A 15,956-nucleotide genomic window follows, 5' to 3' on the forward strand; every position below is an offset into this window, starting at 1 on the left:
TCCCAAAGTGCTGAGGGTGTGGTAGCTTCGCTTCAAGGCGGTTCTCCTTTCGTTGAGAAAGTTTCCAACCCGACTCTATCAAGAGCCGGGTCGAGAACCGCCCCTCAACCTTCAACTATGGATGGGACACCCTCCCGGTCCGTTCGCCGTGGGGCTTTAGAAACCTTTAACGAGTCATTCTGGCCCAGGTTTTCCGATGCAGAAGTAAGTCACCCAGGTCCCGGCACTGCTACGAAAAACAAGGAGGCAGGTATGAAGAAGCTATGGCTGGTTCTGTGTGTAGTGTGTCTTTTGTCGAGCGCAGGACTGGCACAAGTCAAGTTAGACAACCAGTGGAAGTGCGACAAGCCTTCCAATCAGCACAGTATCAACGTCGGAGACAAGCCCGGCCACGCCTACTCCGTCGAACAGATCAACTGCACCTCCACCAAAGGCGAGTTCGACGGCGTGAAGAGAAAGTCCGGTGTTGGCACTGAGTTTATTGAAGTCAATGGCGACAAATTCACCGGCCACGGCGAGTTTGTTGAAACCATGGCCAACGGGGACAAGAATTTCTACACTTACCAGATGACGGGCACCATGAAAAACGGCGCCTTGCAGGCGGGTAGCGACAAGTGGACTCTGCGGGAAGGCGGGGGCAAAATGAAGGGCGGAAAGGCCAGCGGAACCTGCAAAGGAGCCGGCAATCCAGACCAATCCGCCACCTGGGACTGCACCGGCGAATATTCTATGGCTAAGAAATAGAGCGACTCCTCCCCTGTGCCGCGGCAAGCCTGGGGTGCAGTTCGCCTCCCCATCAGCGCTCGCATCCGTCTCTTCTTCCCGACCTTTCTCGAATTTTCACTGCGGAGGGAAAAGCCTGCACTAGTTGCTTCTCGCCGGCACGTGCGCGACTTTCCTCGCCGGCTGCGCTTCCGATTTGCCCAGCAGCCCGCGCACTTTCTCTGCCACCATGCCGGACATCGCTCCGACCATCCTCACGGCGCGCATTCTTTCCTTCGCCGATTCCGGCGCAGCCGCGATCATGTGCTCGATCTCGTGCACCAGCTTGCTGGTCGGACCGCCCTTGGTGAGAAACGCGTCGATACACTCGCGCGGCGCTTCTTGCGGCAGCAACGGCAGCGCCGACAGCACCAGTACCGGCATTGCCGGACGCAAGTCCTTTACCGCGCGCGCCACTTCGCCGCCATCCATCCCGGGCATTTGGTAATCCACCACCACAGCATCTACTTTTTTCTTAGAACGCAACAGTTGCAGCCCTTCGCGCCCGCTGCTGGCTGTGGTCACACGGAAGTCGAACGTCTCCAGGAGGATCTTTCTGACCTTCAGGCTCTGATCGTCGTCATCAATGCAAAGGACTTCTCGTTGCCGCATATAGTCTCCTCGGCGTGGGCCCGGACAACGCGGCAGACGCCTACCAGGGGAAAGCAGTCCTCGCGGGCCGAACCACGAGAAGTGCGTGGTTACACTGCACCTGGTGGGCCAACGGGCACGGTAGTAGGTTCAATTACTTAGGCTGAGGCTGTGGAAAACTGATGGGTAGTTCCTACTCGAACATGGCAAAATCTGGCAGGTAACGGGACTGGCTTCCGCAACGTGTGGTGCCGTTGGGATTCCCTACATCCGCTCCCATCACTGATCGCCAAAGCACTCAGCATCCCGCAGCCCAGCGATGCCCCCTCACGTCGGCGCCCGCCTTGATCACTCCATGGGCGGCGTCGTACTCGACCATCGTCGGCGAACTTGGGTTCTGCCAGTCGCCCACGACGATCAGCTTGTGACCGAGGGCGCGCAGTTCCTCCAGCGTCGAGTCCGGGAAGCGGCCCTCCATCTGCAATCCCAGCGGGTTGTCGCCGTGATCGTCGAACGAGCTGTACATGGCGACGGAATTGAATCGGGCTGCCTCGACTGCTTCCTGCGGCTGCATCCCGAACTCGATTACGTCCAGGAAAATCTGCAGCAGCGTCTGGTCCTGGCTGTCGGCGCCCGGCGTCGAAAACGCCAGCCACGGCTCGCCGTTCTTGAGCGCAATCGTCGGCGTCAGCGTGATTCGCGGCCTCTTCCGCGGCCCGATCTGGTTGGGATGTCCCGGGGTGAGTACAAACGCCTGCGCGCGCTGTGTCAGCGGAATGCCGGTGTCGGCGGCCATCATCGCCGGAATCCACGCTCCACTCGGCGTTGCCGAGAACATGTTCCCGTCTTGATCGATGACGTTCACGCACGTCGTGTCCTGATGCTCCGCATTGCGGTCGCGCAGCCGCGCCCGCACGAATTCCGCCGGCGCCTCCGCCTTCATCCGCTCCGGATCGCCCACGCGATGCTCCGCCGAAGCCTGCGTCGCGCTCATCAGCGCGCGCCGCAGGTTGGCATATTCCTTGGAGATCAATTGCTCCGGAATCTTGCTAAGCTCCGGATCTCCGTAATACACATCGCGATCGGCGTACCCCAGCTTCATCGCCTCGACCACGGTGTGCACGTACCGCGTCGAATTGTGCCCCATGCCCCTGAGGTCGAATGCTTCCAGCAGGTTCAGGTTCTGCAGCAACACCGGGCCTTGGCTCCAGTAGCTGACCTTGTATACCTCCGCGCCGCGATAGGTGGTGCTCAGCGGTTGTTCCACCTTCGCCCGAAACGCCGCCAGGTCGCTTTCGCGCAACAGGCACCCGCTCTCCGCGCAGTACTGGCCGATCTTCTTCGCGATTGGCCCACGATAGAAATAGTCGCGCACCGCATCAATCGTCGCCGCGCGCCCCTGCCTTCTTGCCTTTTTCGCCGCCTTGACCATCGCTTGCAGCGTTCGCTCCAGCTCCGGCTGCGACCACACCGCGCCTTCTTCCACCGCTTTGCCATTCGGCTTGTACACCTGTTGCGACGTCGGCCACTTGCAATACGTCGGCTCGTGTTGCTGGAGCGTGCCCGCCAGCCGCTGGTCGGCGGGAAATCCTTGCGCCAGCTCGATAGCCGGTTGGATGACCTCCGCGAAACTCACCGTGCCGCATTCCTTCAGCGCAACCAGCAGGCCGTCAATCATTCCCGGCACTATCGCGCTCAACGGGCCGTACGCCGGAATGATTCCGTTCTTCCCAGCGATCATGACCGGGAACGGTCCGCGCCGCGGATCCTCCGCCGGCAGCTTGCGAAAGAACTCCGCCGTCGCCAGTGCGGGCGCCACGCCCGTGCCGTTGACCGCCACCACTGGCTTGCCTTTCAGCTTGATCAGGATTGGAACCTCTCCGCCCAGCCCGCAGCTCGCCTGCTCCACCACGGCCGCCGCGAACACCGTCGCCACACCCGCATCCACCGCGTTGCCGCCCTTCTGCAGCATGCGCATGCCCGCCTCGACCACCAGCGGATGCCCGCCAACCACCACTCCGCGCCGCCCCATCACCTGCGGCTTCAGGGTCGTCGCCGCAAAGCTGTGCGGCGTGTACTTCTCGGTCTCAGCCATTTCGACACTCCTGGGCAATCAGAAAAATCTACCACGGAGACACGGAGACAAAACAAGGAGCAAAAGGAAGTCAGGATGATTTGTCCGTTTAGCGCCGGCGACGGCTGAGCCCTTCACTTCCTGCGATCACATCGTCACATACAAACGTAGTTTCGCCGAAGCGGAGGGCCCTGAACCAATATTCAGCGGATGAATCGCCAACTTGGTGCGAATGCCGCGCAAACAGGTGAGGAAGGCCCGGCCGCACAATGATCGTCTGTTCTTCAACGAGAATTCTTGCTGAGTCGACGAACTTAGAAACACTTCCGCCGTTGTAATCGACGCTTAGGAATGCGAAGTCAGCGACATCCTCAACTGAGTTGCATATCACCGCATACTCGATACGTTTCTCTTTCCATGTATCCTCGACGCCACGAATGCTGGCACTCCGCTGCAGGAATGAGATCGCTTCCTCCCGACCGACGAGAGGCAACTCCGCAAGCTGTTTGGTGAAGCGGGCCCATGGCAATGGGAATTTCTTTTCGCGGTCCACGCTCTCTGTCCGTCCTTTGGCTTAAAATGCGATTTTCGTCAGCACCGCCAGCAGCACAAACCCGGAAATCAGTCCCAGCGAGGGCGACTTGGAATCCGACTGCGCGTGGCTCTCGGGGATAAGCTGGTCCGACGCCACAAAGATCATCGCACCCGCCGCCAGCGCCATGCCGAACGGCATCATGCCATCGAGCTTGCCCGCGAACCACACGCCCACCGCGGCCGCCAGCGGTTCGGTCAATCCCGACAGCGATGCCCACGCGATCGCCTTCGTGCGCGAGAACCCGGCAGCACGCAGCGGCATGGCCACCGCTAATCCCTCGGGGATATTCTGCAATGCAATCGCAACCGCCACGATCGCGCCCAGGCCTTTCGTCCCGCTGCCGAACGCGACGCCAATCGCCAGCCCTTCCGGCACGTGATGCAGCGTAAGCGCCGCCGCCATCAGCAGGCCCAATCGCTTGCTTCGCCCGGTAAGCTGCGGCGCGAAGTGCGGCTCCAGGTGCGGCACGGCGAGTTCCAGCAGATATACCAGCAGCGCGCCCGTCAGCAGTCCCAGCGCCGCCGGCACGATTCCACTTCGTGTTAGCGCCGGCCACAGCAGCGTGATCGATCCCGCCGCCAGCATCACGCCCGCCGAGAATCCCAGCAGCGTGTCGTACATGCGGCGCGTTATCCGGGGCAGTAGCGCGATCATTACGCCGCCCAGCCCGGTCGCCAGCCCGGCCAGCAGGCTCGCCAGCAGCGCCGCTTTCATGAATCCCAGCCCATCAAAGTCATGTTGACAATCGCGGTTGCCACACCCTTGTCTCGCCCGCTGTTGGCGAGACAGGGTGGGCAATTCCTCAACAAAAATGCCCGGCCTCGTACGCCGGGCTGACATTCGTTCTAGCCAAGAGCTAGAAGCTAACAGCTAAGAGCTAGTACGCAAACCCGTCCGGCTGGCTCACTGCCCCGACCCTCACCTGGTGATCCACGAAGACGCGCCCGGCGTGCAGCGCCTCGCCGTTCAGCTTCAGCAATTCCGGCTTCTTTACCATTTGCTCGATCACTGCCATCGCCGTTTCCGGCGACAGGCATTCCGTCTCTTCCAGCAGCGCGCCCAGCATGATCACGTTCGCCACCTTCGCCGACCCCAGCTTGTCGGCAACCTCCGACGCCGGCAGGCACATTACGCGCGCATGACTGACCGCAAAATCCTGCGGCAGACTGTCGTGGTTGTACAGGATCAGTCCCCCGGAAGCCACCGTGGGCGCAAACTTGCGCAGCGACTGCTCGTTCATCGCCACCAGCACTTCCGGATGCGCTACCAGCGGCGACCCGATGCGCTCCTTGGCGAGGCACACATGGCAATGCGCGCTCCCGCTCCGCATCTCCGGCCCGTACGATGGCAGCCAGCTCACCTCCAGGCCCTCGCGCATGCCCATCTCCGCCAGCACGATCCCCATCAGCAGCACGCCCTGCCCGCCGAACCCGGCCACCTTGATCGTGGACGGCTTGCCGTGATGATGCGGCGCGAGTCCCTGGCCCGGGGTTTCGCACAACTCCAGCGCTTCGGCGACACTCTTCTGCGGCACGTCGATTTTTGGGATCTCCACCCTGCGATCGCGAAACACGCCCAGCGGGAACTGCGGGATCATTTTCTCCGCTACCCACTTGCGCGCCTCTACCGGGTCCTTCTTCCATATGGTCGGGCACGGCGACAGAATTTCCACCAGCGAGAACCCGGCGCCGTCGCGCTGCAACTCCAGCGCCTTGCGCACCGCCTTGCGCGCCTTCATGATGTTCTTGTTGTCCGACAGCGCCACCCGTTCGATGTACACCGGCGCTTCCAGCGTCGCCAGCAGCTCCGACACGTGCAGCGGGAAGCCTTCATTCTCCGGCCGCCGTCCCCACGGGCTGGTGGTGGAGGTCTGCCCCACCATCGTCGTCGGCGCCATTTGCCCGCCGGTCATACCGTAGATCGCGTTATTAATGAAGAAGACGGTGATCTTCTCGCCGCGATTGGCCGCGTGCACGATCTCCGCCGTCCCGATCGCCGCCAGGTCGCCATCGCCCTGGTAGCTGATCACGATCTTGTCCGGGCAGGCGCGCTTGATGCCCGTCGCCGCCGCCGGCGCGCGCCCGTGCGCTGCCTGCACGTTGCCGGTGTTGAAGTAGTAGTACGCGAACACCGAGCAGCCCACCGGGCTGACAAAAATCGTCCGCTCCTGCAGCCCCAGCTCTTCGATCGCTTCGGCGATCAGCTTGTGCGCCACTCCGTGTCCGCAGCCCGGGCAGTAGTGCGTCTGGTGCTGCAGCTCGTTCTTGCGCTCGTAGCGCTCGTAAAATACCGGCGACTTCTCGTGGATAATCTCGTATTCAGCCACCCTAAGCCTCCGCCTTACCCGTGTCACACACGCGCTCTCGCGTGTGCTCAATCGCCAATGCTCTTGATTGCGGTTGCCCCACCCTTATCTCGCCTGGGTTTGGCGAGATAGGGTGGGGATCTTCTTCTCGACTCGTGTGCTCTGATTCACCGACTCCAGCCACTGGCCACTGACCACCGGCCACTGCTTCTAGACTTCCGCTCCCGCGCATTCCAGCATGCGGGCGTGCACTTCCTCCACCGACGGCACATTCCCCCCGATCCGCGAATACAACTCCACCGGGACCTTGCCGTTGATTGCCAGCCTTACGTCTTCCACCATCTGTCCGGTGCTCATCTCCACCGTCAGCACCGTCTTGCAGCGCGCCGCCGTCTCCGCCAGCGCTATCGACGGGAACGGCCACAGCGTGATCGGCCTCAATAGTCCCGCTCGCAAGCCCTGTGCCCGCGCCTCGTCCACCGCCGATCGCAGCACCCGTGACACGATCCCGTACCCGACCAGCAGGATCTCCGCGTCGTCGGTCATGTAGGTCTCATGCCGCGGCTCCAGCATCTGCGCCAACTTGTACTTGGCTTCCAGTTTGCGCTCGTGTTTTTCCAGGTCGTCCGGCTCCAGGTAGATGGAACAGATCAGGTTGTTCTGCGTTTCCGGCGTGCCTTTTACCGCCCAGGGCTTCTCGGGCAGATTGACTTCTTTGACTTGCAACTCAATCGGCTCCATCATTTGCCCGACAAAACCATCGCTCAGCACGACCACCGGGTTGCGATAGCGGTCCGCCAAGTCAAAGGCCAGCATGGTCAGGTCCGCCATCTCCTGCACCGACGCCGGCGCCAGCACCAGGTTGTGATAGTTCCCGTGTCCGCCGCCCTTGACCATGGCGAAGTAATCGCTCTGCTCCGGCGCAATGTTCCCCAGTCCCGGCCCGCCGCGCACCACGTCCACGATCACGCACGGCAGCTCCGAGCCGCAGAGGTAGGAAACTCCTTCCTGCATCAGGCTGAGTCCCGGCCCTGACGACGCCGTCATCACGCGCACGCCGGTCGAAGCTGCGCCATACACCATGTTGATGGACGCGACCTCGCTCTCCGCCTGCACGAACGTCCCGCCTACCTCCGGGATGTAGAGCGCGGCGTACTCCGCGATCTCGCTCGCCGGTGTGATGGGATATCCATAATAGGCTCGGCATCCCGCCAGCACCGCGCCCTTCACCACCGCGACGTTTCCCTTACAGAGTTGTCGCATGGACCGCCTCCGCCGCGCGCGCATACCGCGCCGGATGTGCCCCGTAGGCGTTCAGTTCCGGTGCCAGCGCCAGGCACTTCGGCGGGCACGAATCCACGCAAAGGCCACAGCCCTTGCATTCCTCGACGTTGATCCTCACGCTACCGCGCGATACAGCCGCCATCCCGCACCTCGTACTCTGAATTTCAACCAATGCGTCCTGACACCGCACTCCTGACCTGAAGCCCGGAGCCCGAAGCCCGCTATCAGGGCCGCGAAGACGCCTCCACGCTCGCCAGCGCCATGTGGTTCCGCTGTAGCCACTTGGTGCCCTCGCAGTATTCGAACAACTGATCGCGGAACTTTGGGTGCGCGATCGAGATCAGCGCCTGGGCCCGCTCCCGGATCGTCTTGCCATGCAGGTAGGCAATGCCAAACTCGGTCACCACGTATCGTGTCAGGCCCCGCGAGGTCACTACGCCCGCTCCCGGGTCCAGCATCGGCACAATGCGCGACACCGTGTCGTTCTTGGCGGTCGCCGGCAGCGCGATGATCGGTTTTCCGCCCTTGGAGCGCGATGACCCGCGGATAAAGTCCACCTGCCCGCCGATCCCGCTGTAGAACTGCGTGCCGATGGAGTCGGCGCACACCTGCCCCGTCAAATCAACCTGCAGCGCCGAGTTGATCGCGATCATGCGATCGTTGCGCGCAATCTGCAGCGGGTCGTTGGTGAACGCATTCGGCCGGAATTCAAAGATGGGATTCTCGTTGACGTACTCGAATAGCCGCTTGCTGCCCAGCACGAACGAAACCACGATCTTGCGCGGCAGCAGCGTCTTGCGCCGGCCGGTCAGCACGCCCGCTTCGATCAGCGGGATTACCCCGTCGCTGATCAGCTCCGTGTGCACTCCCAGGTCCTGGCGGTCGGCCAGGTACGGCAGGACCGCGTCCGGGATGCCTCCGATCCCGGTTTGCAGCGTCGAACCGTCCTCGATAAGCGTCGCTACGTGCCGTGCGATGGCCCGATGCGTGTTGGTGATCTCCACCTTCGGCGCTTCGCAGAGCGGCCGCGACGTTTCCACCAACGCGTTCATCTGGTTGATGTGCAGAAAGCAGTCGCCGTAGGTGCGCGGCATCTGGTCGTTCACCTGCGCCACCACGAATTTCGCGCAGCGCACTGCCGTCATCGTCGTGTCCACGCCCACGCCCAGCGAGCAGTACCCGTGCGAGTCCGGCGGCGACACATGGATCAGCGCCACGTCAATGCGCATCTGTCCGCTCTCGATCAGCCCCTCGATTTCGCTCAGGAACACCGGGGTGTAGTCGGCGCGGCCGTCGTTGACCGCCTCGCGCACGTTTCCGCCGATGAACATTGCGTTGTGGCGGAAGTGTCCCGCCATCTCCGGCGCGACATAGGGCGCACTTCCCATCGTCATCAGGTGGATGATCTCCACGTCCCGAACGAATGGCGCCCGCTCCATCAGCGCCTCTACCAGCGATTCCGGCTCGGCGCATCCCGGGTGGATGTACACCCGCATCCCCGACTCCACGCAGCGCAGCGCGTCTACCGCGTTCATCAGCTTGCGCTTGTAATCAACGTCCCATGACATGGACTTTCTCGCTTTCCCGCGCGATGCGCGCCTGTTCGTATCCCCGTGCCGCGTAGTACATCGCCCGGTCGAAGAACTGTTCCAGCAGTTGCAGCATCTCCAGTTCGCCAAAGACCTCCGCCGGCTTCTCCAGGTTGGCTTCGTGCTGCAGGTAGTCCCACAGGTGCTCGCGGGTAAGAATGATGGCGTACATCAACTCGCTCAGCACCACGCCCTGTCGCTTGCGCTGCACTCCGATCTCGGTATACCGTCGCGCTACGTCCTCCTCCTTCTTGCTCGTCAGCCATTCACCCAAGTGTTCGTACACCTCGTAGACCCGCTGCCGGAACTCCTCCCGAGGCACGTTCTTGAATGTCGGACACTTCTCGCAGCTCTGCAATTTCATCAGCATGGTCTCCGCCAGCCGGTCGGAGTGCATTTCAATCAGTTGCACCAAGCGACGCGCCAATGGCATGACTTCTCCTTATCTCCGGGTAGCTCCGGCGCCCGCATCGGCCCGCAGGTGGCAGATGCGCGGCTGCCGGCGATGCGCGGCAGCGCCCTCGCCGCCGCAGGTTCCTCACTCCGCAAGCCCGGTTTTCCCAGCCTGCGCTCTTCCTCAGCGTCCGGCATGCGTCAGCTCTCTCTCCGGCCTGGCGGCATGCGCTTTTTCGTAGCCCTGCGTCGCGTAGTACATCGCCCGGTCGAAGAACTGGTCGAGCAGCTCCAACACCTCCAGCTCGCCGAAGACCTCGACTGGTTTTTCCACGTTCGCTTCGTGCTTCAGGTATTCCCACAGGTGCTCGCGCGTCAGCATGATGGCGTAAATCAACTGGCTCATCGGCACGCCCTGCGCTTCACGCCGCTTGCCGATTTCGGTATAACGCCGCGCCACGTCTTCTTCCTTCTTCCCCAACAGCCATTCGCCCAGGTGATCGTAGATTTCGTACACCCGCTGCTCGAACTCCTGCGACGGCACCTTTTTGAATGCCGCGCACTTCTCACAATTCTGCAGCTTTACCAGCAGCCCTTTGGCCAGCCGGTCTGCATGCGTTTCAATCAGTCGTACCAACCGGTATGCCAGCAACATATGATCCTCCTGCCGTAGCAGCCTGCTCTCCGCCGCCCTTGCGGACGGCTGTCGCGGCGCACTGCTGCCGCCGTGACCGGTGGAACTTCCTTGCGAAGCCTGCTGCGATGCCGTCGGCCGTCAAAGCTTCGACCTCCGACTCTCCGGAGCCACATCCCTTACATCACAGTTTCGGTCTCGCCGTAAGAAATCGCCGTGATTCATGTCACAATTGGGGGTGATATTTCTCACCTAGTGCCGTTTCTGCAATCATTTCCCGTAACCGCCCAAACGCCGCTTGCCCCGTTCTGGCCTCAGCTTTGGCAACCGCGGCGCGCACCTCAGCTCCCGTGGCAAACCCCGCAGCAAAAACGAGTTGCGAGCCTTTTTGCTCGCAACTCGCATCTTGAAACTCCCAACTCATTGGCGAACGCACCCTCGGCCACTAGCTCAGGAAGAACTCCCGCGTCAGCTCCGTCCAGTTCTGCTCCGGCAACTGCGCCGTCAGGTTGTCCATTGCTACGCCGCCATCCTGCGCCAACGCGCCCAGCGCCGCCGGCATTCGCCGCTGCAGCCGGCTCGAAGCTTCTTCCGTCCACCACCGCGCCAGCGCTCCGCCCATCAGGTTGCGGAAGTTGGTCTTTGCATCCGGCGACTGTACCGTCACCAGCCAGCCTTCTCCGTAGGGGTCCTTGCGCGCCAGCTCGGGATTCTGCACCACTGCGTCGTTGACGTCGGCAACGCTGCCTTCGATCGGCGACACCATGTCCACCTTCGCACCGTCGCGATAGATGCTCGCCAGCTTCTGGCCTTGCCGGATCCACTGCCCGCGCTGCGGTAGCGACAGCCGCTCGATCTTTCCCACTAACTTGCTGGCGAAGTCGTCCATGCCCACCCTCACCAGGCTCGGGCTCTCACTCAGCGCCCAGGCGTGTCCGGGATGAAACCGCAGGTTCTCTGGCACTTGGAATCCGCCGACCATGCTCGGCTGCAGGCGCGGAACGCTCTCCCGCGGCGCCACCGCAACCGGCTGGACCGCAATCCGGACCGCGTGCTTCTTGCTGAAGAAGTGATCAATGAGTAGGAAAACGATGAAGGTCGAGAGAACCAGAATGACTGTCATATGCTTGCCTCCGGCTGGCCTTTCTTCTTCCGCATGGGCCGTTCGCCACTCTTCCTTAAGGCAATCACCGTGCCATGACTCACTGCACCTGTCGAAATCACCACTGCGCCAACTTATCTATAGTGAAACCATAGACTTGCGCGCCGCACACAGGCGCACATCGGAATACTACTGATTATTTCTACAGCGGCGCTTTGATGAGCTTTTAAGCGGCGTTTTCGGCGGGTTCGGCGCTCCCACATCTAGCGCCAACTAAGAATCAATGACTTACAAGCCACTGCAGGCTTGCTGATTTCTTCAGCACCACCTGTTGCATTTTTCCGCAGCGTCAACTCCAAGTGCTTGAGCGCATTTGCCGTGGGCACGCTATAGCCTACGTTCACAGGCTGTGAACACGCGCAGCTTGCGACAGAACGTAGCTCACGGCGTAAGCCGTGGGGAAAGCGTCGCAGGCATGGTCGAGCCCGCTTCAGCGGGTGACAGTGCCGATAGCTGAGATCTGATGGCTGACAGCCAACGACCCATCGACCAACGACCATCGACCTTTTTATTGCTCCGCCTGCCCCTTCACCACCAGCGCGATCAGCACGCTCTCTCCTCGCTCGGTCTTCACCGAGCCGGCAAACACCTGGTAGCTGTCAGCGTTCTGGTAGGTACGCGGCTCGGTTGCGGGTGGCCCCCCCTTATCGCCGCCCGTGGGTGGCCCCCCCTTATCGCCGCCCGCCTTTGGCGCGATAGAGCCTGCCCTGAGCGAAGTCGAAGGGGTGGGGGTGTTATCAGGCGCCAACAGCAGGAATGCCGCCGGATGGTTGGTCCCGGCGGCCTGCGCGCTCAGCTTCACCAACTGCGCGAAGTCGTAGGGCGCGCTGGGGTCGCTGTCGTCGCTCGCTCGTGACAGCAGCACGAAATCCCGAGTCGGCGCCACGCCAAGGTGGTTGCCATCCTCCGGCAGCAGCGCGTAGCGCATGGTGAAGTAGCCTTTGACCGGCTGCCCGCGGAAGTCTTTCCCGCCGTTTGGGAACGAGATCAGGCCGACAAACATTCCTGGCGCCAGCTCGGGATAGGTCGTGCCTTTCGCAGCCGCTGCTTTACCCGCCGGGAGCGGCGTCTGGCGCAGCCAGATCTCGCACAAGACGCTGCCGTCGGCACGCACCAACTTGGCGCCGCTGGGATCAAGCGCCGAGCGCACTGCCGCGGGAACGGCAGCATCGCTCGGCGGACCGATCTTCTCCAGCTTGACCTGCGCCGCCGCAAGCAGGGAAGAAAGAACCAGAAGAGGGAGAAGGAAGAGAACAGGCAGGTTGCGAATGCGCATGATGCGTTCAGTTTACTGCGGCCGGCTGAAGCTAACCACCGAGGACACGGAGCCGATTTCGCAACTTGGTAATTGTGCAATTTGGCAATTTGGCCCAACTCCGAAATTTCGCTGGCTTGCTTCTCAACCAATTCACAAGTGTCTGCATTTCGGATTCTTAAATTACCAAATTACCAACTTACGAAATTACCAAATCGTTCCTCCGCGCCCTCTGTGGCTAACGGTCTTACTCGCCCGCCGTCGGATGATGTGCCGTGGCAGTCGCGCCGCCGACGGCAAACGTCCCGACGAACGCGCTGCGTTTATCGTGCACCGACCAGCTTTCGCCCAGCGATGGACCTTTGTATTCATCGGTGAGGGCGACCGCCGGCATGGAGTGCGCCGTCTCGGTCAGCGGCGGATAGAACGTCACCTCGTTGCCGCAGAGGTGATCGTTCTCGTTGATGGCGCGCGTCTGCACCACCGCGAACTGCCCGGCGCGCAGCAGGGCGCGGCCATGGTGCTCGCTCGACATCACCAGCTCGACCGGCGCGGCGACCACCTTTTCGACGTTTTCCAGCAGCCGTCCACCCATGTGCTCGGCAAAGCTGACCAGCGCCGCGCGCTGTGCAGGCGTGGCCTGCTCGTCCACAATCAGCACCGCTTTGGCCGGATACGGATTCTCGTACGGATCGCCGAGGGTGGCCTTGGCGCGCACCGCGGCGGCGATGGAGAGGCCGTCGAGCGCCACGCCGTTCCAGCTACCGTGCTGGACGCGCCAGCCGAGAATAGCCTCGTTGCCGGTCAGTCCAACCTCGCCGTTGGCGAAGCACTGTCCGGTATAAACGTCGGCGGAACGGGTCTCGATGTAATCGCCGGAAATCCGCTGCGCGAACGCAGGAGCGCACAGGACGACGATCAGCAGTGCGATAGAGATCAAAGCAAGCTTTTTCACAGGAGAACTCCTCACCCAAGAGGGTTGAGGATATTTTACTCCGCGAGGAGCTAAAGTTCGGGGCAATCGCAAAACACTGTTGGCGAGCCCACGCTCGTGGGGTAAATTACAGCCTGAAATCCCGGTGCGTAAACGAAGAACAAAGATGACCATTTCCGCAATTATGCGGAAGGTGAAGTCGTACAACACCACTCCGGAGGTGCTGTTGCGACGATCATTGACCCAACGTGGTCTGCACGTCAGTCGCAGGAAACTCTTGCCGGGCAAGCCGGATGCAGTAATTAGCCGTCACCGGGTGGCCGTTTTCGTCGACGGCGATTTTTGGCATGGAAACCAGTGGCACCGGCGCGGCCTTGATAGCGTTGAAGAGCAGTTTGCGCGCCTCGCGTCTAAGGCTTACTGGATACGAAAAATTCGTCGCAACATGGACCGGGATTGCCGTGTAACAGATGCTCTCTTCCAGAGTGGTTGGCACGTGATCCGATTTTGGGAAAGCGACATCACGAAGAACACAGAACGGTGCGCAGAGATGGTAGCGACCAGCATCACTTGTGATCCATTAGTTCGGTTACGTGCCGCTTTGGCAAAAAGGACGGTTGCCGAGTTTTTTGCCGGCATCGGGCTAATGCGTCTTGGCCTACAGAAAAATGGCTGGCGCGTGGCGTTCGCCAATGATATCGATGAGCAAAAGAGACAGATGTACCTCGGTCATTTCAAGAATGCTAATGACCATCTGTCCCCTAAGGATATTCATCTCCTTTCGAGCGATGATGTTCCCGATGTTAGTCTCGCGACCGCCTCATTTCCGTGCAATGACCTCTCACTCGCAGGTGCACGCGGTGGCCTTAGCGGCAAGAATTCCTCAGCGTTTTGGGGATTCGTTCAGGTTCTTGAGGGCATGGGCGAGCGCCGCCCGCCTCTTGTGCTGATTGAGAATGTGCCGGGATTCTTGACCTCGCATGGTGGTCAGGACTTCGAGCGCGCACTTCTATCCCTGAACCGCCTCGGGTACGGAGTTGATCCCTTCGTTATCGATGCCGTTTCATTTGTACCCCAGAGTCGCCAACGCATGTTCATTATGGGCGTCAACAGAGTCATTGTTGACACCCTCCGTTCACCTGAGCCATTTCTTTTCGCCGAAAGTGAAATCCGCCCCAAACCTCTGGCGAAGTTCATCATCGATCATCCGGAGATACATTGGGCATTACGAAAGCTTCCGAAGCTGCCGGAAGGGGGCAACCGGTTAGAAGCGGTCTTGGAAGACTTGCAGGACGATGGCAGCGAGTGGTGGTCTGAAACGCGCGCGACCTACTTGTACAACCAGTTTAGTCCCAAACATAAGGCTGTCGCCGATCGCATGATCAAGGGGCGCAAATGGAGTTATGGCACAGTATTTCGTCGCATTCGTAACGCCAAATCGATGGCCGAACTACGTACGGACGGAATTGCGGGATGTCTACGCACACCCCGTGGCGGCAGCGGCCGCCAAATACTCTTCAAGGCTGGTTACGGCACGTACCAAGCACGCCTGCTTACTCCAAAAGAATGCGCCCGACTCATGGGCGCAGATGATTTTGTGATTTCAGGATCTCTTAACCAAGCGCTGTTTGGTTTCGGTGATGCTGTTTGCGTCGACGTCATCGGTTGGATCGCGCTGCACTACCTCAACCCAATTGTCTCCGAATCTTTGCGATTCACGGTTGCTCTATCAAACAAATGACAAAAGAAGAACAGGCTGTAAGAGCAGCAGTTTCAACCTGGTTCAATAGCTTGTCTAAGCACAGAGCTGGCTTACCGGCGAAGGGGAGTGTTGCAGGTGCGCTCGTCGTACTCGAACGGTTGCAAAAGGCGTTTGATTTATCGATTGATGCCCATACCGCCAGAGGTGGATCGCAGATATCAGGAGCGGGCGGAGCAGCGCTACGGAAGATCCTCGCTCGCTTTGGTGAAGTCAGGCCTTTCGCTTCCGAGGGAGGAAGAACCAACCGCGGTCTTCGGGGTGATATTCGGTCACTGCTCGACTCATTAGGCGAATTCCCGCTGGACCAGGTGCAGGGTGAGGAACGTGTCCGGTTACTCCGAACCGCTCAACAATACCTCGTCGAAAAAGTGGGCGAATATCACAGCCGCGAAAGACTCAAACCCGTATTTGACCAGTCCAAAACCAGTGTTGATTTCATCAAGTCTCTGTTGAGCCTTGCAAAAGAACAAGGGAAGTCCGAGAGTGTCCCGCTTTTAGTTGGAGGTTGAAGAGCGGCGCTCGGGATCATGTTACGCGACCTCCTGCTTAGTCGCAGCTTTTTCTGTTTCTCCTCTTCCTAGGATTGCTCTCAGTTGCCAGATGTCCTTCCAGCCCA

16 protein-coding genes are annotated in these 15,956 nt (G+C 60.7%); 3 read left to right on the plus strand and 13 right to left on the minus strand.

Annotated features, from left to right (window positions below; translation table 11 throughout):
* Nucleotides 1-252: 252 nt before the first annotated feature.
* Nucleotides 253-744 carry a hypothetical protein gene (locus LAN64_19935; GenBank protein ID MBZ5570097.1) on the plus strand — a complete coding sequence of 164 codons (492 nt, stop codon included), beginning with the start codon at nucleotides 253-255 and terminating at the stop codon, nucleotides 742-744.
* 120 nt (nucleotides 745-864) lie between these two features.
* On the opposite strand, the gene LAN64_19940 is transcribed toward LAN64_19935, so the two are convergent.
* The 13 genes from LAN64_19940 to LAN64_20000 all read right to left on the minus strand — a co-directional run bounded on the left by LAN64_19940 (nucleotide 865) and on the right by LAN64_20000 (nucleotide 13,599).
* Complete coding sequence (locus tag LAN64_19940; protein ID MBZ5570098.1) at nucleotides 865-1,374, minus strand: response regulator; 510 nt, start codon at nucleotides 1,372-1,374, stop codon at nucleotides 865-867.
* 277 nt (nucleotides 1,375-1,651) lie between these two features.
* Nucleotides 1,652-3,448, minus strand: coding sequence for a gamma-glutamyltransferase (locus LAN64_19945; protein MBZ5570099.1), 1,797 nt, complete (start codon nucleotides 3,446-3,448; stop codon nucleotides 1,652-1,654).
* 88 nt (nucleotides 3,449-3,536) lie between these two features.
* On the minus strand, nucleotides 3,537-3,980 hold the full coding sequence (locus LAN64_19950) for a hypothetical protein (protein MBZ5570100.1): 444 nt from the start codon (nucleotides 3,978-3,980) through the stop codon (nucleotides 3,537-3,539).
* A 21-nt stretch (nucleotides 3,981-4,001) separates the two neighbouring features.
* A complete protein-coding gene (locus tag LAN64_19955) occupies nucleotides 4,002-4,736 on the minus strand; it encodes a ZIP family metal transporter (protein MBZ5570101.1) in 735 nt (244 codons plus the stop codon).
* A 163-nt stretch (nucleotides 4,737-4,899) separates the two neighbouring features.
* Complete coding sequence (locus tag LAN64_19960) at nucleotides 4,900-6,348, minus strand: 2-oxoacid:acceptor oxidoreductase family protein (GenBank protein MBZ5570102.1); 1,449 nt, start codon at nucleotides 6,346-6,348, stop codon at nucleotides 4,900-4,902.
* 189 nt (nucleotides 6,349-6,537) lie between these two features.
* On the minus strand, nucleotides 6,538-7,590 hold the full coding sequence (locus LAN64_19965; GenBank protein ID MBZ5570103.1) for a 3-methyl-2-oxobutanoate dehydrogenase subunit VorB: 1,053 nt from the start codon (nucleotides 7,588-7,590) through the stop codon (nucleotides 6,538-6,540).
* A complete protein-coding gene (locus tag LAN64_19970) occupies nucleotides 7,574-7,753 on the minus strand; it encodes a 4Fe-4S binding protein (protein MBZ5570104.1) in 180 nt (59 codons plus the stop codon). The genes LAN64_19965 and LAN64_19970 overlap by 17 nt, the downstream gene beginning before the upstream one ends.
* A gap of 82 nt (nucleotides 7,754-7,835) precedes the next feature.
* A complete protein-coding gene (locus LAN64_19975; GenBank protein ID MBZ5570105.1) occupies nucleotides 7,836-9,179 on the minus strand; it encodes a 4-hydroxybutyrate CoA-transferase in 1,344 nt (447 codons plus the stop codon).
* Nucleotides 9,163-9,633, minus strand: coding sequence for a hypothetical protein (locus tag LAN64_19980; GenBank protein MBZ5570106.1), 471 nt, complete (start codon nucleotides 9,631-9,633; stop codon nucleotides 9,163-9,165). The genes LAN64_19975 and LAN64_19980 overlap by 17 nt, the downstream gene beginning before the upstream one ends.
* A 144-nt stretch (nucleotides 9,634-9,777) precedes the next feature.
* On the minus strand, nucleotides 9,778-10,248 hold the full coding sequence (locus LAN64_19985) for a hypothetical protein (protein MBZ5570107.1): 471 nt from the start codon (nucleotides 10,246-10,248) through the stop codon (nucleotides 9,778-9,780).
* A 424-nt stretch (nucleotides 10,249-10,672) separates the two neighbouring features.
* Nucleotides 10,673-11,350 (minus strand): glycine cleavage system protein H, encoded by a 678-nt coding sequence (locus LAN64_19990; protein MBZ5570108.1) that lies wholly within the window; start codon nucleotides 11,348-11,350, stop codon nucleotides 10,673-10,675.
* 547 nt (nucleotides 11,351-11,897) lie between these two features.
* Nucleotides 11,898-12,665, minus strand: a complete 768-nt coding sequence (locus LAN64_19995; GenBank protein MBZ5570109.1) for a hypothetical protein — start codon at nucleotides 12,663-12,665, stop codon at nucleotides 11,898-11,900.
* 226 nt (nucleotides 12,666-12,891) lie between these two features.
* A complete protein-coding gene (locus LAN64_20000; GenBank protein MBZ5570110.1) occupies nucleotides 12,892-13,599 on the minus strand; it encodes a DUF1326 domain-containing protein in 708 nt (235 codons plus the stop codon).
* A gap of 145 nt (nucleotides 13,600-13,744) precedes the next feature.
* On the opposite strand from LAN64_20000, the gene dcm reads away from it, so the two are divergent.
* A complete protein-coding gene (gene dcm, locus LAN64_20005) occupies nucleotides 13,745-15,319 on the plus strand; it encodes a DNA (cytosine-5-)-methyltransferase (GenBank protein MBZ5570111.1) in 1,575 nt (524 codons plus the stop codon).
* Nucleotides 15,316-15,849 (plus strand): DUF4928 family protein, encoded by a 534-nt coding sequence (locus LAN64_20010; GenBank protein MBZ5570112.1) that lies wholly within the window; start codon nucleotides 15,316-15,318, stop codon nucleotides 15,847-15,849. The genes dcm and LAN64_20010 overlap by 4 nt, the downstream gene beginning before the upstream one ends.
* Nucleotides 15,850-15,956 lie beyond the last annotated feature (107 nt).

It is taken from the genome of Terriglobia bacterium (genome assembly GCA_020073185.1).
Taxonomy (GTDB): domain Bacteria; phylum Acidobacteriota; class Terriglobia; order Terriglobales; family Acidobacteriaceae; genus JAIQGF01.